Here is a 19,531-nt window from a genome sequence, read left to right as displayed (position 1 = left end):
GTCGGTTTCGCAGTCCGCAGTCCGCAGAATTCCTAGTGGCGACCTACACCGCAAAAGACATCACGGTCCTCGAAGGGCTCGAGCCCGTCCGCAAGCGCCCCGGCATGTACATCGGGGGCGTCGGCAGCGCCGGGCTGCACCATCTCGTCTGGGAAATCGTCGACAACGCCATCGACGAGGCGATGAACGGGTACGCGTCGAACATCACCGTCACGCTCCACGACGACGGCGCCTCGATCACCGTCACCGACGACGGGCGCGGCATTCCGGTCGACAAGCATCCGAAGACGAAGAAGAGCGCGCTCGAGGTCATCTTCACGACGCTCCACGCCGGCGGCAAGTTCGAAGCCGGGAACTACAAGACCGCGGGGGGCCTTCACGGCGTGGGCGCGAGCGTCGTCAACGCGCTGTCGAAGGAGCTGGTCGCCACGGTGAAGCGCGACGGCGCCGCGTGGGAGCAGCGCTTCAAGCAGGGGGTTCCCGTCGGGGCGGTCAGGAAGCTCGGCGCGGTCCGCGGCACTGGAACGACCGTGTTCTTCAGACCGGACACGACGATCTTCCCGAAGGTCGAGTTCGATCCGGACGTCATCAAGGCGAGGCTGGAGATCTCCAGCTACCTGCACAAGGGCGTCCGCATCACATTCGAAGACGAGGCGCGCGGCGAGAAGACCGTCTTCCAGCATTCCGAGGGGATTGCCGATTACCTGAAGCAGATCATCGGCGAGCGGACCGCCACGCCGGTGCACGACGCGCCGTTCACGCTGACGCGCGACAACGACGGCGGCGGAATCCGGCTCGATCTCGCGCTGCAGTGGACGCAGTCCACCGACGAGCACGTGCGCAGCTACGTGAACGGGATTCCGACGGGATCGGGCGGGACGCACGAGAACGGGTTCCGCGCCGGCCTCGGCAAGGCGGTGCGGAATTTCATCGACACGCACAACCTCTCCCCCAAGGGCGTGACGCTGACGGCGGAAGACATCCGCGAGGGGCTCGTCGCCGTGCTCAGCGTGTTCGTGCAGGAGCCGCAATTCCAGGGGCAGACCAAGGATCGCCTGAACAATCCCGAGGTGACCGCCGCCGTCGACTCGCAGGTGCGCCCCGCGCTCGAGCACTGGTTGAACACCAACATCTCGGTGGCCGAGTCGATCGTCGCGCGCATCATTCTCGCCGCCCGTGCCCGCGAGGCGAGCCGCGCCGCGCAGCAGGAGGTCACGCGCAAGAGCGCGACCTCCGGCCGTCTCACCCTGCCGGGCAAGCTGAGCGACTGTTCGTCGCCGGGCCGCGACGACAGCGAGATCTTCATCGTCGAAGGCGACTCGGCCGGCGGCTCGGCGAAACAGGGGCGCGATCGCACGCGCCAGGCGATCCTGCCGCTGCGCGGCAAGGTGTTGAACACCGAGAGCGCTTCGCTGGCGAAGGTGCTCGAGAACAAGGAGCTGACCGATCTGGTTACGGCGCTGGGCTGCGGCCTGGGCAAGAACTTCGATCTCTCGCGGCTGCGCTACGGCAAGGTGATCATCCTCGCCGACGCGGATTCGGACGGCCATCACATCTCGACCCTGCTGCTGACGTTCATCTTCCGCCACATGCAGCCGCTGATCGCCAGCGGGCGCGTGTTCCTCGCCCAGCCGCCGCTCTACCGGATCGACGTCGGCAGGGAAACCTACTGGGCGCTGGACGACGCCCACAAGGCGCGGCTGCTGAAGCTTCACGGCAACGGCCGCGCCAACCCGGAGATCACGCGCTTCAAGGGGCTCGGCGAGATGATGCCGAAGGTGCTGTGGGAGACGACGATGAACCCGCGGACGCGGCGGCTGCTGCGTGTCGAGATCGGCGATCAGATCGTCACCGATCGCGTGATCAACGAGTTGATGGGGAAAGATCCATCCGCGCGGTTCCGGTTCATCATGGAACGAGCGGAAGAAGCGGTGGAGCTGGACGTCTAATCCCTAATCCTTGATCGCTGATCCCGAATCCTGAATCCTGAATCCCGAATCGCATTCTGAGTCCTGAAGCGCGGATGCTGTTGTTCTAACGTCGCCGCAAGTTACCGGGGCGCGGGGATGTCGGAGCGACGCCGTGGCGTCCTCGATCGGTGAAACCGCTCCTGCTCAGGTACTTGATGAAACCGCCCATCATCTTGCCGAGCGTAACCCCCAGTTCCTCGATCCGTGCGAGTTGGGCGTCGGAAATGAGCTGTTTGCGTCTTGCCTGCTTCATCCGCGAAATGACTTCGGCAGTTGACGCTTTGGCGATGAATACGAAGTTGCCGAAGGACGCGTCCGTCGGCTGTTCGAAGCCCTCCTGCATGTTCGCGTCGATAGAGTCGTTCGCTCTTGCGATCTGCTTGCACAAATCGCCATCGCTGCGCAGCGCCGGCGTCTGAAGGACTTCGTTCACTGCGTGCCAGAACTTCTGGACTTCTCCGTAGATCGGCAATTCCTCGAGAGTGTTGGACATGCCGGGCGACCCGAGCATAAGAAGTGCCGATCTGAACCCGCCGGGAACCAGATCAGGCATTCAGCATGAGGGATTCAGATGAGGGATTCGGGATCCGGGATTCGGGATTCGGGATCCAGGATCCGGGATGATCGATTAGGGATTAGCGATTCGCCGGCCAAGTCGGCCCCTTCGGGGTCTAATCCTTCGCCAGCGAATAGGAGGGATGGACATGCGGGCAGCCAGTCGCGCGTTCCTCGTTGCTCTTCTCTTGCCGTTGCTGACCGTTACCGGCCGCGCCGCCGGGGTGCTGGTCCAGGGCTTCGTCGTGGACCCGGCGGGGACCGCCATCCCGGGAGCGAGGGTCGAGCTGGTGTCCGCCGGCAAGGTCACGGCCGCCGACGTCAGCGGGTCTGACGGATCGTTCAGGTTCGGCGACGTCAGCCCGGGCGCCTACGAGATCCGCGTCACGCTCGCCGGGTTCCGGCAGGCCGTGATGTCCCTCCCGGTGGGCTCCGCGCCGCCGGCTCCGCTGCGCATCCGCCTGCAGATCGGGAGTGCGAGCGAAAAGGTGACGGTGACCGCCGACGCGGTTGCGCTCAGAATAACGGGATCGCCCAATGCGGCGCCGGCGGCTCCCCCACCGCCCCCGGCGGCGCCCGGGGCGGTGTCACGGTCCGAGCCGCGGCCGGGTGGACGCGCCGGCGCAGGAGCGGGCGCGGTCACCGGCATCTACAACTTCATGCCGCCGCCAGACACGGAGTCTTATGCGGCCATCGAGGAGAACAAGTTCCGGCGGCCCCTCGATCAGCCGCTGTCCACCTTCTCGATCGACGTCGACACGGCGTCGTACACCAACGTCCGCCGCTTCCTCAACGAGGGGCGTCTGCCGCCTGCGGACGCCGTCCGCGTCGAAGAGTTGATCAACTACTTCCGCTTCGACTACGCGGACTCGATTCAGGGCGCTCCGTTCGGCATTACCACCGAGGTGGCGCCCTGCCCGTGGAACGGCCGCCATCGCCTGGCGCTGATCGGACTGCAGGCGCGCCGGGTGCCGCCGGGCAGGATCCCGCCGCGCAATCTCGTGTTCCTGCTCGACGTATCCGGCTCGATGGCGAGCGACGACAAGCTGCCGCTCGTGAAGAACGCGATGAAGATGCTCGCCGAGACGCTTCGTCCGGAGGATCGCGTCGGCATCGTCACCTATGCGGGATCCAGCGGGGTCGCGCTGCACTCGACGCGGGGCGACCGGCGCGCCGAGATCCAGAACGCGATCGGGATGCTCGCCGCCGGCGGCTCGACGAACGGCGGCGCCGGCATTCAGCTCGCATATGAAATGGCCGCCGCCAGCTTCGTCAAGGGCGGAATCAACCGCGTCATCCTCGCCACCGACGGCGACTTCAACGTCGGCATCACCGCCATGGACGCGCTGAAGAGGATGATCGAAGAGAAGCGCGCGACCGGCGTCTTCCTCTCGGTGCTGGGCGTCGGCACCGGCAACCTGAAGGACGCCAGAATGGAGATGCTGGCGGACAAGGGCAACGGCAACTACTCGTATCTCGATTCGCTGACCGAAGCGCGCCGGGTGCTGATCAACGAGGCCGGCTCCACCCTCGTGACCGTGGCCAAGGACGTGAAGATCCAGGTCGAGTTCAATCCCGCGGTGGTCGGCGCGTACCGTCTGGTCGGCTACGAGAACCGGCGTCTCCGCGCCCGCGACTTCAACGACGACGCGAAGGATGCGGGTGAGTTGGGAGCCGGCCACACAGTGACCGCGCTGTACGAGATCGTGCCTCGTGGAGAAGAGATCAGCACGGGCGGGGTCGATCCGCTGCGCTATCAGCGCCCCGACGACGGGTTTGGGCAGCGGGTGAGCGGGAGGAGCATCATCCCGTCCAGCGAGCTGATGCACGTGAAGGTTCGCTACAAGAAGCCGGACGGGGAGGTGAGCACGCTCGTCACCGTTCCGGTGGCGGACCGCAACACGGCTTCGCCGCGCCACCTCACGTTCGCCTCCGCGGTGGCGGCGTTCGGCATGCTGCTGCGCGATTCACCGTTCAAGGCCGACGCGGCCTGGTCGGACGTCGTCCGCCTGGCGCGTGCGGGCCGCGCCGACGATCCCGACGGCTATCGCGCGGAATTCGTGCGCCTGGTGGAACTGGCGGCCGCGCTCGATCGCCAGCGGACGACGCAGCTCGACGCGCGGCGCTGACGCCGGCGTGCTCAATCGAGCACGCGCAGGTACCAGAACCGAAGACCGAGCTGCGCGGACGGATCGATCCACGCGAACCGCGGGCCGGCCTGCGCTGCCGTCACCATCTTCTCCGGAATGAGCTCCAGCTCGTTGTCGCCGGCGCGCACCCAGGCCGCCGGCAGCGAGAGCCGGTAGGTCCCGATCCGGTTCGGATCCCAGGAGAGCTGCGGCCGTCCGACCAGTTGACGGTTGAAGAGCACCATCATCCGCTGCTGCAGATCCGGCACGACCGGGTCGACGCGCAGCGCGATCTCGTAGGCGCGCTTCTGCGGGAGCGGGAAGTGGACGGCGGCGCGATCCGTCAGGGATACGCGGACGGTGACGGCTCCTTCGGCGTGCGGCTCCGACCAGCCGCGGCGGAAGAAGATGCGGTCGCGTGCGCCCGCCTCGACGTTCACCGCGTCGCCCGCGGCGATCGCCTCGCGCTTCACCAGCCATGGCATGCCGAATACCAGGGCGAATCCCGCGGCGGCGGCCGCCGCCACGACTGCGGTGCGCGGTACCACCCGCCTCCACGATACGCCCGCCAGACCCGCACGGCGCTCGCGCAAGGCGGCGAACACGAGAGCCGCGGCTCTGAACGACGCGTCGACGGCAGCCACGAGGTAGATCGAGTAGACGTGCATGGTGAACCGCCACTCGCCGCCGCCGCCGAGATTCCAGGTGAAGGCGTAGGGCAGGAGCGAGAGCGTCAGCACGAACAGCATGAAGCGTCCGGCGGGCAGGAACAGCCAGACCGCCAGACCGGCAACCGCAACCCGGCGCAGCACGCCGGCGAGGCCGGCACGCCACAGATCGAACGGCCACCACTTCCGCTCGAACGGCCGGACGAACAGGCCGATGGCCGCCACGTCCATTGCGGCGAACGGCCGGCGGGTAATCTTGGAGCGGATGTAATCGGCGGCGGACATCGGCGCCGCGGACGACAGGCCTTCGGCGTGCCGGTAGTAGCCGGTGTGATAATTCACCGCCAGGAATGGATCGCCCGAAGCGATCGCGCAGCTCACGAGGTATGGCGCCACGACGGCGGCGAGCATGGCCGCCGCCACGGCGGTGTGTTCGACGAGCCGGCGGCCTTCACTGCGGCGTTCGACGAGAATCCATGCGAGGGCCGGCAGGATGAACGAGAGCGCGGTGAGCCGCGTCAGGCAGGCGATGCCGCCGAGCAGTCCGACGGCGAGCGCCCTGGCGAACGTCGGCTGCTGCCGGAACCGGACGAGCGCCCACACCGCAAGGACGAAGAACGCGGTGAACGTGTCGTCGCGCCACCCGTCGACGGCCCACGAGATCGCGTCGTACTCGATCGCGAGCAGCAGCGCGGCAAGCAGGCCGCCCGCGGGAGAGACCAGCGCGGCGCCGAGCAGATACGTGGCGAAGATCGCGGCCACGGAGCCGGCCGCCGACGCGAAGCTGATCCCGACATCCTGTCCATCCACGCTCCACAGCGCCGCCCGGGTCGTCGCCAGGAACACCGGCTCCCGGACGTGCGCCTGATAGAACGATCGCATCTCGCGCGCGTACTTCAGATACGTGTAGGGATCGCCGCCCACGTACGGGCGCGGCTCGCGGCCCCACGCAATCGAGGCGGGCCGGACGTGGCGTGCGAGCGGAGCAATATCGCGGGTCGCGACGCGCGCCCACGCGGGATGCTCGAGCGGCCCGTACTTGGCCGCGAGCGCGTCGAGACGAAGCAGCGCGCCGTAGGCGCAGACGAGCAGGGCGGCGACGAGACTCCAGGACGGACGTTTCGGCGCCACCACCGGCGCCTAGAATAGCACCCGCGCGCGGCGATAATGGAACCGTGCGAACCGGTTCTGCACAGCTTCCGCTGCACGGCGGCCGCGCGCCGGCGTGGCTCTTCTCGCGGATGGTGCGGCTCTCCCGCGAGATCGTCGCGCACATCGTCCAGGAGTACGGTCCGGACGAAGTGCTGCGGCGGCTGTCGGATCCGTACTGGTTCCAGGCGTTCGGCTGCGTGCTCGGCTTCGACTGGCATTCGAGCGGCGTCACCACCACCGTGACGGGTGCGCTCAAGGAAGGACTGCGCGGAACCGAGCGCGACCTCCAGATCCATGTCGGCGGCGGCAAGGGAGCGGTCTCACGGCGCACGCCCGGCGAGATCGCGCACTACTGCGACGGCCTGTCGATCGACGCCCGCCCGCTGGTCTACGCGAGCCGCATGTCCGCGAAGGTCGACAGCGCCGCGGTGCAGGACGGCTACCAGTTGTATCACCACGCGTTCTTCTTCACCCCCGCCGGCGGCTGGTGCGTCGTCCAGCAGGGGATGAACGACGCCAACGGGATGGCGAGACGGTACCACTGGCTCGCCGCCCGGCTCTCGAGCTTCGTCAACGAGCCGCACGCTGCGGTGTGCGCCGAAGCGGAGGCGCCGACGCTGAACCTGGTGGCGGAGGAAAGCGCCGGCGCGCGCACCTCGTCCGCGCTTCTCGCGCGCGAGAAGCCGGGCGTCGTGCTCGACGCGCTGCGCGGCCTGCCGCTGCTGTCGATGCCCCGCCGCCACGCGGTCCTCATCGCCGATGTCAATCCGCAGCATCTCGACAGGATCCTGCTGAAGACGTACGAGCGGGCGCCGGAGGACTTCGAGACGCTGCTCGGGATGGAAGGGGTGGGAGCGAAGACGCTGCGCGCGCTGGCCCTGGCGTCCGAAGTGATCTACGGCACGCCGGCGAGCACGCGCGATCCGGCGCGATTCTCGTTCGCGGTGGGAGGCAAGGACGGATTCCCTTATCCCGTCGATCTCGAAACGTACGACAGGACCGTCGAGGTGCTGCGCGCCGCGGTGAACAAGGCGAACATCGATCGATCCGAGCGCGTCAAGGCGCTCAAGCGGCTGGTGGAGTACGGAAAGGAGAAGATTCGGGCTCGGCGCTGACCCGCAGGATCAGCTTTCCGATCACCCTGCCCGCCTCCAGCTCCCGATGGGCGTCTGCGGCTCGCTCGAGCGGCATCTCCCCGTGGACGACAGGACGCACGTCCCCCCGCGCCAGCAGCGGCCAGACATGCTGCTCGAGATCGCAGGCGATGAGCCCTTTCTCCGCGGCGGATCGCGGACGGAGCGTCGACCCGGTGATCGTCAGGCGCTTCTGCAGCACGCCGCGCAAGTCGATCGACGCCCGCGATCCGCCGATCAGCCCGATCTGGACCAGCCTCCCGTCCATGCGCAGACACTCGAGATTCCGCGGCAGGTAGTCTCCCCCGACGATGTCGAGGACGACGTCGACGCCGCGGCCGCCGGTTGCGGAGCGGACCTCGGCGACGAAGTCGTCGCGGGTGTAATTGACTGCGACGCTGGCGCCGATCGCGCGGCACGCTGCGCACTTCTCGTCAGAGCCGGCGGTGGCAATGACCGTGGCGCCGAAGGCGCGCGCGAGCTGAATCGCCGTCGTGCCGATGCCGCTCGTCCCTCCGTGCACGAGCACCGTCTGGCCATGCCGCAGCCGGCCGCGATCGAAGAGATTCGTCCACACCGTGAAGTAGGTTTCCGGAATCGCCGCGGCGTGCGCGGCCGGAATGCCGGGGGGAACCGGCAGGCACTGCTCGGCCGGTACGGCGCAGTACTCGGCGTAAGCCCCGCCGGCGACGAGCGCGCAGACGATCTGCCCGTCCTCGAACCTCGACGTACCGCGCGTGGCGACGATCCGGCCGGAGAGCTCGAGTCCGGGAATGTCGGTGACGCCGGGCGGCGGCGGGTATTTGCCCATCCGCTGCATGACGTCCGGCCGGTTCACGCCGGCGGCGATGACGCGGACGAGGACCTCACCCTCGCGGGGCTCGGGCAGCGGACGGTCGGCGAGGCGCAGCACCTCCGGTCCGCCGGGCGCGGAGATCTCGATCGCGCGCATCGTGTTCGGGATGGGAGCCATATGGTCCGGCCAGTCGCGGCGCGGAAGCCGCCGGAAGATAGTAGCGCGTGAGCCAGCGGCTCAGGCCGTCGAGATCGGGAAAGAGGATCCGCTCGTTCACGTTGGCCTGATCGAGCTTGTCCCGGATCTCCCATTTCAGCTCCGCGGGAACGATCACGCGCCGCGACAGGTCGGGATGACGCTGCAGCCAGGCGTCGATCTCGGCGTCGGGGCTGTTCATCAACGAGAACAGCGCCAGCTGGTTCAGAATCCGGCGGTCGATCGCGGGCGGCTCGAGGAACACGAGGAACGGTGTGCGCGAGAGGCGGTCGAAGTCGCGCAGCTCCTTGAACACCGCCAGCATGTCGACCGTGACGGTCTGCGATCCCTCCCGCGCCATGATCCGCCGCAACCGCGGCGGCAGCCGCTTGTTGGCCTCGACGAAGTTGACGCACCAGACCACGCCGTCGCGATCGAATGCCTCGGGCGCCTCGGTGGCGAAGTGGAGCGCGACGAGCGGCGAGTACGTCCAGTCGAGCAGCCGCGTCGGGAGGCCGCGGTGCTGCCCGAGCGCGAGCCAGTCCCAGATCGAGTCGGCGTGGCTCGAATCGGTCGCGGCGTATTTTCGGAAGTTGCGCAGCAGCGCCAGCTCGAGGGTGCGGATATCCGCCCGGCCCGCGAGCCGGAGCAGCGAGCTCGACAGCGTGTGTTCGGCGCACTGCAGCCCGCGGAACGCAAACGGCGATCGGAACCGCCGCAGGGACGGGTTCCACGAGCCCGCGTAGAGCGCCTCCAGAATTCCGGTCCAGCTTCGCGCCCGGTCAGCCTTGCCAGCCATGCCCAGCGCGATGAAGCAACATGGCCGCCAGCCCGTGGCGCGGGGGGTCACCGCAGGCCGGACGGCAGACGCGGCGACGACAGCAGCGTTTCGAATTCCTGCCAGCGCTTCGCGGGATTGCCCGCCGTCCCGCCTCTCGATTCGATGTAACGGCGGACGAGATCCTTGCCGTGGTTGTAGTTGATCACGTAGCTGCGGTACTGATCGAAGAAGCGGATCCGCTGCGCGGCGCGGTCCTTCGACATCAGCGCATACCGCTGCAGCCACGCGGCGGCCGCCTCGCGATCGATCTTCCCGTCCAGATACGCTCGCGCCGCCTCGTTCCCGGCGTACGAGAGCTGCTCGACGAGCGCCTGCACGTCGTAGTACTCGGCGGCGCGCGCCGGATCGAGACCGGCGAGCGGAAACAGCTTCGTCTTCTCGAACTCCGCCCGTGCCGGTCCGGGGAACGCCACGTCGATGCCGTAGTTCGCCGTGCCCTCCGCGATCAGCGACTGCGGGCTGAAGAGCGGATACACCGTGAACTCGAGCCAGCCGCGGTTCTTCACCAGGTGCTGTTCGAGCAGCGCGTTGTAGACGTGATGCCCCGGATAGCCTTCGTGGCAGGCGAGATCGATCGCGCGATCGATGTAGATCGGCAGGTCGGTGTTCACCTGGATCAGGCTCCGGAAGTTCCCCTGGTACCAGTTGTAACCGCTCCACGATTTGTTGGTCACGTACTCGACGGTGAACTGCTCGCCGGGCGGCAGCGTGACGTGCGCGGCGGTGCGCTCGCGGCAGGCGGCGATCGCCGTCTGAAAGACCGCGTCCAGCTTGTCACGCGGGATCACGAACGCGCGCCGCCACGCGTCGAACCGCTCCACCAGCGGTCCGTTTCCGGGGAACCGCCGCTCGAGCTTGTCCAGCACCGCCTTGAAATGCGCCTCGTCGTGGCGCGGCGCCTCGGCGTCGTACAACGCCCTGGACTCGGCGTCGAACGACAGCTTTTCTCCCTTCAGCATCCGCACCCGCGCCGCCAGCGCGCCGAGCTGCTTCTCGAGATACTGCTGCCGCAGCGCCGACAGGTCGTCGGCCCCTTTGGGCATCTTCCGGACGCGATCCAGCAGCGCCGCGGCGCGCTCGCCGATCGCGTCGAGGCCGAGGCCGGCCGATTCGGCTTCCTTCTTCAGGTCATCGGGGCCGTAATAGGCGTCGACGTAATCGCGATCGTGCCTGCCCAGGGCCAGCACGAGGGTGACGTAATCACGGGAGATGGTGGCCATGGGATCTGCCGTCCCCGCCGGGGCGCCGCGCTGCGGCGCCGCCGCGGCCATCGAGAGAACGACGCAGCCGAAGGCGAGGGCTCGAGTCATCGGACGATTATTCCCGATCGGCGCCGGGTTTGCTTCCACCCGCGCGTGCGCCGGTTCTTCTTCTCCATTCTCGGGTATTTCCTCACCCCTCCGGGCCTCGTCGTCATGGGCGTGCTCGACGCATCGCTCGTCTTCTTCCTGCCCCTCGGCATCGACTTCGTCGTCATCGTCATGACGGCGCGCAGGCCTGAACTCTTCTGGCTCTACGCGCTGCTGGCCACCGCCGGGTCGATGCTCGGCGCCGCCGGGACCTACTGGATCGGCAAGAAGCTGGGAGAGAAGGGGCTGACGCGGCTCGTCAACCCTCGCCGGCTCGAACGGGTGAAGGCCCGCGTCAATCAAGGCGCGTATGTGATGGCCGGACTGGCGCTGATCCCCCCGCCGTTTCCTTTCACACCCTTCGTGCTCGCGAGCGGCGCGCTGGCCATGAACCCGTGGGCCTTCTTCTCGGGACTGGCGGGCGCCCGCATCTTCCGCTTCGGCGTCGAAGGAGCGCTCGCCTATGTGTACGGCAGCCAGATTCTGCGATGGATGAATACGCCGGCCTTTCAGGCGGTGGTGGGCGTGATCATCGCGCTCGCGGTGATCGGCACGATCGTGTCGGCAATCGTCGCTATCCGCGGGTCGCGCGGGCGCCCGCGGACGAGCGCCGGCGGCGTCCGGGAAGCGAAGCGTCCGGCCTAGATTCGATAGCGCAGCGTCGCCGCGACGCCGCCGTACGCCTCGAGCAGCGATGGATCTTCGATGAACGAGATCCGCGCCGCCGTCTGCTGCGCTTTCGTCACCAGTTCGTCGGCGAGGCGCACCGTTCCCATCTCGGCGGCCGCGGGTTCTCCTGCGGCCGAGGGCTCCACCGCGGGCTCGGCAATCGCGGTGTCGTTCGCAATCGCCATCTCGGCGGCGCGCGTGCCGCGCAGACCCTCGAGCGACGCCAGCGACGCCGTGATCAGCAGTTCGTCGACCTGGCCGTTGGTGAGCGCGAGCAGCGTGGCGTCCGGGCCGACGACGCCGAGGCCGCCGGCGCGATACGCGCCGATCGCGGCGTCCACCTTCTCGCGGTCGGTCTTCGCATCGGCCTCCATGATCGACCCGCGCGTCGCGGCGAGCACATCCGCCTCCGGCGCGTCCGACGGAATCGTCAGCTCGTCGACCACCTTGCCGGCCAGCGATTTCGACAGCTGCTCCCGCAGCAGCGGTATCACCACGGGATCGCCCGAGACGATGACGCGGTCGATGCCTTCCCGCATGACGATCCGCTCCAGCGTGGCGGCGACGTCCTTGACGTGCTGCAGGTGATAGTTCTCGACGTGCCGCTGGTACCGCGCCTGGGACCAGCCGCCCTGCGAGGTCCGGCGGGTCTTGGGTCCCTCGACCGCGGTGTCGGCAGCCACGCCGCCGGCGGCCATGACGAGAATTCGCGTGCGGCAGGTGTCGGCGAGGACGACCGCGTAGCGCGGATATTGGGACGCCACCCGCGCCAGCGGATACAGGTGCGGCGTGTCGCCGACGTACAGCCAGTGGTCGCCGAGCGGCGCATCGAACTGAACCGCCTCGAACAGCTCGGCCGCGTCGCACGCGAAGATGGCGATGCCGTTGGCCGACGGCTCGACGCTGTTCTCGAGATACGAGGCGATGCGTTCCATGTCGCGATCCAGCATTTCGCGCTCGGGGCTGCGCTGCGGGTAGGTCTGCGCGCGGGCCTTCAGTTCCTTGCGTACGAACGTCTGGTAATGATCGCGCCCGCGGCCGTCCGGCTGTGTATCCAGATACAGGCTGATGACCGGATAGGGCGAGGGTTCGAAGGCGGCAAGGCGGGCGAGCTGGTCGTTGAGAGTCATGGCAGAGTGCTACGCAAACCGCGTGCTACGCCGGCGCGCCGTTGAGGTTAGAATCCACGGGCGGATGCGGTCTGTTCCTTACTTCTTCGATACGTTCCCCCGGTCGCGGCGGCCCGACTATTCACGACAGCGCGGAGAACAGACATCCGGCGTGGTCATCATTGGCGGCGGCCTGACGGGCTGTGCCTGTGCGCTCGCCTTCGCGGGCGCAGGGGTGGAGGTCGTGCTGCTGGAGGCGGAGCGTCTGGGCGCCGGCGCGACCGCGGCGAGCGCCGGTCTGCTGCGGCAGTCGCTGGACGCCTCGTTCCAGGAGAGCGCGGCGCGGCACGGGCTGCGGACCGCCCGCCACCTGTGGCAGAGCTTCAGACGCGCCTCCCTCGACTTCAGCGCCGCGTTGCGGCGTGCCGGCGTCCGCGCCGACGTCGTGCCGCAGGATCTGATCCTGCTGTCGCGCGACGCCGACGGGGCGCGGCGGCTCGCCAAAGAGTCGAGCGCCCGGCGCGACGCCGGGCTGGAGGCGTCCTGGCTCACGGCGCGCGCGGTGAGCGCCGAGACCGGGCTTGCCGCGGCGGGCGGAATCCGCACGAGGGGAGAAGCGCTGGACCCGTACCGCGCGTGTCTCGGCCTCGCCTCGGCGGCCGCCGCGAAGGGCGCGCAGATCCACGAACACTCCCGCGCGCGCCGCATCCGCGCCGGACGAAAGTCCGTGCAGGTGACCACCCAGACGGGCGTCGTGACGGCTGGCGCGGTGATCATTGCCACGGGCGCGCTGCCCGATGATCTGCGTGCCCTGCGGCGGCACTTCGCGCCGACGATGTCGTATGCGGCCGTGACCCAGCCCCTGCCGGCGGCCGTGCGCCGGGAAGTCGGCAAGCGCACCACCGCGGTGCGCGACACTCACGTGCCGCCGCGCCTGGTGCGATGGCTCAAGGACGATCGCGTGCTGGTCGCCGGCGGCGAGCGTCCCGTCGTCGCCGGCCGTGCGCGCGACAAGCTGCGCGTTCCGGAGGTGCACGAGCTGATGTACGAGTTGACGACCTTGTATCCGGCGATCTCGGGTCTGCAGCCCGAGTGGGGCTGGGACGCCGACTCGTACGGCTCGCCGGACGATCTTCCGGTCATCGGTCCGCACCGGAACTTCCCGCGGCACCTGTTCGCACTCGGCAGCGGCCGCCACGGCGCGGGGACGGCGTGGCTCGCCGCGCGCGTGCTGCTGCGCGCCTACCTGCAGGAGCCGGCGAAGGGGGACGAGCAGTTCGGGTTCGCGCGGGTGCTGTAGCCACGGATTTCACTGACCGCGCGGACTTCTGATTTCGTTCGCGCCATCCGTGTGATCGGTGGCCTCAGTCGCCGAAGATTCCTCTGAACGCGATGTCGATTTCGGGATAGCGGAAGTGATAGCCGGCCGCCAATGCCCGGGACGGCACGGCGCGCTGGCTCGCGAACAGCAGGCCCTCCGCCATTTCCCCGAGCGCCAGTTTCAGCACGACCCGCGGCGCGGGGGCGAGCGCCGGCCGGCGCAGCGCGCGTCCCAGCGCGCGCGCGAGATCCCGGTTGGTCACCGGATGCGGCGCCGTGACGTTCAGCGGCCCGGCGACGTCCGGCGTCTCGACGATCCAGCGGACCATCTCGGTCCAGTCGTGCCGATGGATCCAGGACACGTACTGGCGGCCGCCCGCGATCGGCCCGCCGACGAAGAACCGGAACGGGCGCATCATCCGGGGCAGCGCGCCGCCTTCCTTCTCGAGCACCATCCCCGTACGCAGCAGCACGACGCGGACGCCGCTCCGCTCGGCGCGCCGTGCCTCCGCTTCCCACGCTACGCAGACGTTGGCCAGGAAATCCGATCCGGGCGCGGCGCTCTCGGTCAGCACGTCGCTGCCGCGATCGCCGTAATAGCCGACGCCGCTGGCGCTGATGAACGTCCCTGGCGGCGACGCCACGCCGCCGAACGCCGCCGCCAGCGACTGCGTGGCGCGGATGCGGCTGTCGTGAATGGCCTTCTTGCGCGCCGGGGTCCAGCGCCCGCCGGCGATCGAGGTGCCGGCGAGATTGACCACTGCGGCGGCGCCGTCGAACTCGCGGGCGAGCTGCCCGGCGCTGCCGTCCGGCTCCCAGCCGACCCGCGTGATCCCGGGGCGGCCGGTGCCCGACTCGTGCTGCGCCTGCCCGGGCGCGAGGCCGCGGGTCAGCACGCGGACGTCGTGTCCGTCTTCGGCCCACGCCCACGCCAGTGGACCGCCGAGAAACCCGCCGCCGCCGGCGATGACGACTCGCATCGTGCTCTGGTTGGACGTGCCCGCTCCCCGGGAAGTTTGCGCGATCGGTGCACTATAATGGCTCCTGCACTCCCCTGCAGCTCTTTCGGAAGGGCCGGATCATGCGACATTTCGTGTGCGCCGCCGCGCTGGCGCTGCTGCCGGCGCTGGCGATCATCCACGCGCAGGAGAAGGTTCTGGCGACGCCCCCGTCGGTCACCACCGAAGGCATTCCGCCGATTCCACAGAGCGTGGCCGACGGCCTCGCGCGCTACGCGCAGTTCCGCCAGGCGCAGCTGATGGCCTGGCATCCGGCGAAGCGGCAGGTCCTGATCACGACCGCCCTCGGCAATACGACCCAGCTCTATTGGATTGACGGCCCGCTGCGCTACCGCCGCCAGCTGACGTGGTCGGATCGCAGTCTTCCGATCTTCACCAACGTCGCGTTCGACCCCACGGATCCGAACACGTTCTTCTATCAATACGATCCGGACGGCGCCGAGCTGCGGTCGCTGTATCGCTACGATCTCGCCACCGGCGAGTCGTCGCGGGTGACGGCCTCGAAGACGCGGTATCCGCACGTGTTCGCGCGCGCGGGAAAGTGGGTGGCGTTCGACTCCGCCGAGCGGAACGGCCGCGATCGCGATCTGTACGTCATGCTCATATCCGATCCGGCGACCAAGCGGCGGGTCATCGAAGCGGAAGGCAACTGGAGTCCGCAGGACTGGTCTCCGGATGGATCCACCCTGCTGGTCAACGAAGTCTTCGCGAACGCCGAGACCTACCTCTGGACGGTCGACGTCAAGACGGGTGAGCGCAAGGCACTGACACCGCGCGACGGCGAGAAAGCCGCCTGGTTCAATCCGCGTTTCTCCGCGGACGGCCGCCGGGTTTACGCGCTCAGCGATCGCCAGGGCGGAGACTTCCGTCTGTGGCGGTGCGAGCCGGCGAACTGCAAGTGGACCGCGGCGACGCCGGAAGGCATGGTCGTCGACGCGATCGGCGGACTCCACGGATCGGCTGGTTTCGAGTTCTCCTCCGACGGCCTGCTGCTCGCCATCGTCGTCGACAAGGGCACGTCGACGGAACTGCAGATCCTGGACGTCGCGACCATGAAGCCGCGGACGTTCTCGGGCCTTCCGCGCGGGCTGGTATCGCAGCTGCGATGGCGGCCGGCGTCGCGCGAGATCGCGTTCACGCTGGGCTCGATCAAGTCGCAGGGGGATGTGTATTCTCTCGACGTCGCGCTGGGCACGGTGACCCGGTGGACCAGCAGCGAGGCCAGCTTCAACCCGGAGGTACTGCCCGCTCCCGAAGTCATCGAGTGGAAGGGCTTCGACGGCACGCCGATCTCGGGGGTGTTGTACCGGCCGGCGGCGAAATTCAGCGGACCGCGTCCCGTCCTGGTCAACATCCACGGCGGGCCGGACACGTCCGAGCGCGCCCGGTGGCAGGGCCGCAGCAACTACTTCCTCAACGAGATGGGGATCGCAATCGTGTTTCCGAACGTCCGCGGATCGTCGGGCTTCGGCCGCAAGTTCCAGCAGATGGATGACGGGCGCGGCCGTGAAGGGGCGATCAAGGACATCGGCGCGCTGCTCGACTGGATCGCGACCCGCGGCGATCTCGACGGGAACCGCATCATGCTGACCGGCGCCAGCTACGGCGGCTGGCTGGCGCTCGAAGCCGGCATTCACTACAACAGCCGCATCCGCGGCATCATCGCCGGCGCCGGCATTACCGACATAAACACCTACCTCGAGACGACCGATGCGGCGCGACAGGACAACCGCCGCCAGGAGTTCGGCGACGAACGCGATCCGCAGATGCGGGAGTTTCTCAAGTCGATCTCACCGGTGACCCGCGCCGCAGACCTGAAGAAGCCGACGTTCATCCTGCATCCCGCGAAAGACATCCGCGTTCCCGTGGGTCAGGCGCGAGAGCTCCTGACGGCGCTCAAGAGAAACAACGCCCCGGTCTGGTATGCGGAGTTCGCCGACGCCAGCCACGACAATTTCCCGAACACGATCGCGAACGTGAGCTGGATGCTCAACGCCTGGATCGTGTTCATCCAGAGCTTCCTGCTCAACTAGCCGGCAGCCGGCAGCCGGCAGCCGGTAGCCGGTAGCCGGTAGCCGGTAGCTGGTAGCTGGTAGCCGGTAGCCGGTAGCCGGCAGCTAACTCCGCGCCGCGCGCCGCCCCGCTTCCACGTCCACCAGCATCAGCAGCACCGCGCCGACGACGAAGAACCCCAGGATCGACAGGATCGCGTTGCGGCTGGTGCCGGACTGGGTCACCACCCAGGCGAACACCGCCGGTCCCAGCACGCCGGCATACCGTTCGAACACGCCGAAGAAGGCGAAGAACTCGGACGACTTCTCCTTCGGAATCATGCTGGCGAACAGCGATCGGCTCAGCGCCTGCGTCCCGCCTTGCACGACGCCGACCATCACCGCCAGCGCAAAGAAATGCGTCGCGGTCCGCATGAAGTATCCGAGCACGGTGATCAGCGAATAGACCGCGAGACCGACGAACACCGCCCGCTTCGCGCCGACCTTTCCGGCAAACGCGCCGAACAGAAACCCGAACGGCACGCCGATGAACTGCGTCAGCAGCAGCGCTCCGATCATCGCGTTCTCGTCGATGCCGATCTCGGTTCCGTAGGTCGTCGCCATCCGGATGATCGTCTGGATGCCGTCGTTGTAGACCAGGAACGCGAGCAGCAACAGGAAGGCGTCACGATAGCGACGCAGTTCCCGGAGTGTATGGAACAGTTGCCGGAATGCCGCCGCGATTCCACCCGGGTGCGCCGCGTCGCGGTTACGGTCGAGCAGCGTCGGCTCCGGGACGTGGCGGAACAGTGGAATCGAGAACAGCACCCACCACACGGCGACGCTTGCCAGGCTGGCCCGGACGGCGGTATCCCGATCCGGCAGGCCGAACCACGTCGGGTTCGCCATCATCACGATGTTGATCGCGAGCAGCACGCCGCCGCCGAGATAGCCGAGCGCGTAGCCGGCGGTCGACACCCGGTCCAGCTCACCCTCGACGACGATATGCGGCAGCAGCGATTCGTAGAAGACGATGCTGCCGGCGACGCCCACGTTGGTGACGACGAACAGCGTCAGCGCCAGCGCCCAGTCGCCGCGCGACAGGAAGAACATCGCCGCCGTCGCGGCGGCGCCGATTGCGAGAAACACGGCGAGCAGCCGCTTCTTGATCGGCGTGCGATCCGCGATCGCGCCGAGCACCGGCGCCACGACCGCGACGATGACGATCGCGATCGTCGTCGCCCAGGCGAAACGGCCGGTCGCCTCGGGCCCCGGCAGGTTCGCCGCCGAGACCTTCTGAAAATAGATGGGGAAGATCGCCGCGATGATCGTCGTCTGCACCGCGGAGTTGGCCCAGTCGTACATCGCCCAGGCGCGCAGATCGCGGCGGCCGAGCCCGAGGCGATCGAGCAGACGCGTCATCGTTCAGCGCAGCGGCGGCACTGGAGGAATCGGCGCGGCCGCGGCGAGCACCCAGGCGACGTCCGCGTCCCAGACGGTGTTCTGCTGCGGCAGCCACGCGGGCAGCGACTGCCATCCGGTGCCCCCCGGAAACCGCGATGACACCACGACCGCGCGCGCCCCGGTCAGCCGCGATTCGAGCCCCGCCTTGAACGACGCGCGCCACGTCACGCCGTCGCTGGGAATGCCGGCGTAGACGACGCGCCATCGCCCGCGGGTGACCGCGCCGGGAAGGTTGGAGCGTGCCGGCGTGATCCCGTCGGGCAGGACGAACAATGCGGTGAGCCCCGGCTCGCGCGGGACGATCGTCATCGTCACCTCGGTGCCGGCGGGAACTGCCTTGAGCGAGAACTCGGTCACCGCCGCAGGAGCGGGGCCGGGGCTCGGCGCGGTGGCACGGAAGACGAACGGCTGCGGATACCGTCCGAGCGGAACGCTCGCCGCGGGAGCATCGGTCGCGCGGTACCAGCCTTCCGGCGCACCGGCGTCGAGGTCGATCCCGGGTTCCTGCGACGCGACCTCATACGTTGCCGTCGCCGCGCCCGGCTCGACGATCGCCCGCGCGCTGCGCCGCTGCGGCCGCTCGTAGGTGTAGGCCGGCGCGAAGAACGCGGCGCCCATCGAGACCGCCACCGCGACGAGCAGAGCGGTCGTAATCAGCGACGGGCGTACGAGCGGGGCCACCGCGGCGGTGGTGGCGATGAACGGCGGGACGACCATCGCGCCGCACGCGAGCATGAGTGCCGGGTAGACGTAGACGGGCGTCACCAGCGGCAATCGTCCGAAGAGCGGCACCATGAAGCGGAGAAGGTCGGCGGTATCGAACAGCCACAGAGTGCCGGCGACGGCGAGCGCCACGACCGAGACCGCGCGCACCCCTGAAATCCGGGCTGGCGGGACCGCGAGCAGGCCGGCGCCGATTGTGAGAAGCGGCAGCGTCCACAAGTAGCCGGCGACCGGCGCCAGCGCGGCGGTCACGCCGGCGAGCCCGACCCAGAGCGGCAGCGCGAGGCTCCAGACCAGGATCGGATGTCGCGCGCCGTGCGCGCGCCGCGGCAGGATCGCGCCGAGCCGGACGATCAGCCATCCGGCAAGCGTGCCGATCGCCAGCAGCATCAGGAACAGCCGATCGGGATGCGCGTACCACGGGTGATACACCTCGCGTGCGTAGCGC

Annotated in this window: 15 protein-coding genes; 6 read left to right on the top strand and 9 right to left on the bottom strand. The window is 68.6% G+C overall.

What is annotated here, in order from left to right; translation table 11 throughout:
* Positions 1-35 precede the first annotated feature (35 nt).
* Positions 36-1,949, top strand: a complete 1,914-nt coding sequence (locus tag VFK57_05535; GenBank protein HET7695151.1) for a DNA topoisomerase IV subunit B — start codon at positions 36-38, stop codon at positions 1,947-1,949.
* An 85-nt stretch (positions 1,950-2,034) separates the two neighbouring features.
* Here VFK57_05535 and VFK57_05530 read toward each other — a convergent pair whose 3' ends face one another.
* On the bottom strand, positions 2,035-2,523 hold the full coding sequence (locus VFK57_05530; GenBank protein ID HET7695150.1) for a four helix bundle protein: 489 nt from the start codon (positions 2,521-2,523) through the stop codon (positions 2,035-2,037).
* A gap of 151 nt (positions 2,524-2,674) precedes the next feature.
* Between VFK57_05530 and VFK57_05525 the strand changes: the two genes are divergently transcribed.
* Entirely contained in the window at positions 2,675-4,654 is a 1,980-nt protein-coding gene (locus tag VFK57_05525) for a von Willebrand factor type A domain-containing protein (GenBank protein ID HET7695149.1), read from the top strand.
* A gap of 11 nt (positions 4,655-4,665) precedes the next feature.
* On the opposite strand, the gene VFK57_05520 is transcribed toward VFK57_05525, so the two are convergent.
* Positions 4,666-6,453, bottom strand: a complete 1,788-nt coding sequence (locus VFK57_05520) for a glycosyltransferase family 39 protein (protein ID HET7695148.1) — start codon at positions 6,451-6,453, stop codon at positions 4,666-4,668.
* Positions 6,454-6,497: 44 nt separating this feature from the next.
* On the opposite strand from VFK57_05520, the gene VFK57_05515 reads away from it, so the two are divergent.
* Positions 6,498-7,589 carry a DUF763 domain-containing protein gene (locus VFK57_05515; protein ID HET7695147.1) on the top strand — a complete coding sequence of 364 codons (1,092 nt, stop codon included), beginning with the start codon at positions 6,498-6,500 and terminating at the stop codon, positions 7,587-7,589.
* On the opposite strand, the gene VFK57_05510 is transcribed toward VFK57_05515, so the two are convergent.
* Genes VFK57_05510 through VFK57_05500 form a run of 3 tightly spaced genes read right to left on the bottom strand, consistent with a single transcriptional unit; the run spans position 7,540 to position 10,749 of the window.
* On the bottom strand, positions 7,540-8,580 hold the full coding sequence (locus VFK57_05510; GenBank protein ID HET7695146.1) for an NAD(P)H-quinone oxidoreductase: 1,041 nt from the start codon (positions 8,578-8,580) through the stop codon (positions 7,540-7,542). The two genes, VFK57_05515 and VFK57_05510, sit on opposite strands and share 50 nt — an antisense overlap.
* Positions 8,474-9,397, bottom strand: coding sequence for an FRG domain-containing protein (locus VFK57_05505; protein HET7695145.1), 924 nt, complete (start codon positions 9,395-9,397; stop codon positions 8,474-8,476). The genes VFK57_05510 and VFK57_05505 overlap by 107 nt, the downstream gene beginning before the upstream one ends.
* Before the next feature lie 47 nt (positions 9,398-9,444).
* On the bottom strand, positions 9,445-10,749 hold the full coding sequence (locus tag VFK57_05500; GenBank protein ID HET7695144.1) for a hypothetical protein: 1,305 nt from the start codon (positions 10,747-10,749) through the stop codon (positions 9,445-9,447).
* 45 nt (positions 10,750-10,794) lie between these two features.
* Here VFK57_05500 and VFK57_05495 point away from each other — a divergent pair, with 45 nt between their 5' ends.
* Complete coding sequence (locus VFK57_05495; GenBank protein HET7695143.1) at positions 10,795-11,433, top strand: VTT domain-containing protein; 639 nt, start codon at positions 10,795-10,797, stop codon at positions 11,431-11,433.
* On the opposite strand, the gene VFK57_05490 is transcribed toward VFK57_05495, so the two are convergent.
* Positions 11,430-12,587 carry a Vms1/Ankzf1 family peptidyl-tRNA hydrolase gene (locus VFK57_05490; protein ID HET7695142.1) on the bottom strand — a complete coding sequence of 386 codons (1,158 nt, stop codon included), beginning with the start codon at positions 12,585-12,587 and terminating at the stop codon, positions 11,430-11,432. The genes VFK57_05495 and VFK57_05490 overlap by 4 nt on opposite strands.
* Before the next feature lie 64 nt (positions 12,588-12,651).
* Here VFK57_05490 and VFK57_05485 point away from each other — a divergent pair, with 64 nt between their 5' ends.
* Entirely contained in the window at positions 12,652-13,866 is a 1,215-nt protein-coding gene (locus VFK57_05485; protein HET7695141.1) for an FAD-dependent oxidoreductase, read from the top strand.
* 64 nt (positions 13,867-13,930) lie between these two features.
* Here VFK57_05485 and VFK57_05480 read toward each other — a convergent pair whose 3' ends face one another.
* Positions 13,931-14,866 carry a TIGR01777 family oxidoreductase gene (locus tag VFK57_05480; protein HET7695140.1) on the bottom strand — a complete coding sequence of 312 codons (936 nt, stop codon included), beginning with the start codon at positions 14,864-14,866 and terminating at the stop codon, positions 13,931-13,933.
* Between the two features lie 101 nt (positions 14,867-14,967).
* On the opposite strand from VFK57_05480, the gene VFK57_05475 reads away from it, so the two are divergent.
* Positions 14,968-16,938 (top strand): prolyl oligopeptidase family serine peptidase, encoded by a 1,971-nt coding sequence (locus VFK57_05475; GenBank protein ID HET7695139.1) that lies wholly within the window; start codon positions 14,968-14,970, stop codon positions 16,936-16,938.
* A gap of 84 nt (positions 16,939-17,022) precedes the next feature.
* Here VFK57_05475 and VFK57_05470 read toward each other — a convergent pair whose 3' ends face one another.
* Together VFK57_05470 and VFK57_05465 are read right to left on the bottom strand one after the other, a co-directional pair.
* Positions 17,023-18,318, bottom strand: coding sequence for an MFS transporter (locus VFK57_05470; protein HET7695138.1), 1,296 nt, complete (start codon positions 18,316-18,318; stop codon positions 17,023-17,025).
* Positions 18,319-18,321: 3 nt separating this feature from the next.
* Positions 18,322-19,531 (bottom strand): hypothetical protein (locus VFK57_05465; GenBank protein ID HET7695137.1); only part of this gene is annotated, 1,210 nt, incomplete at its 5' end.

This window comes from Vicinamibacterales bacterium (assembly GCA_035699745.1).
In the GTDB taxonomy this organism is placed as follows: Bacteria; Acidobacteriota; Vicinamibacteria; order Vicinamibacterales; family 2-12-FULL-66-21; genus JAICSD01.
The sequence above is the reverse complement of the archived record's forward strand: the minus strand, read 5'-3'. Positions and strand labels throughout refer to the sequence as shown.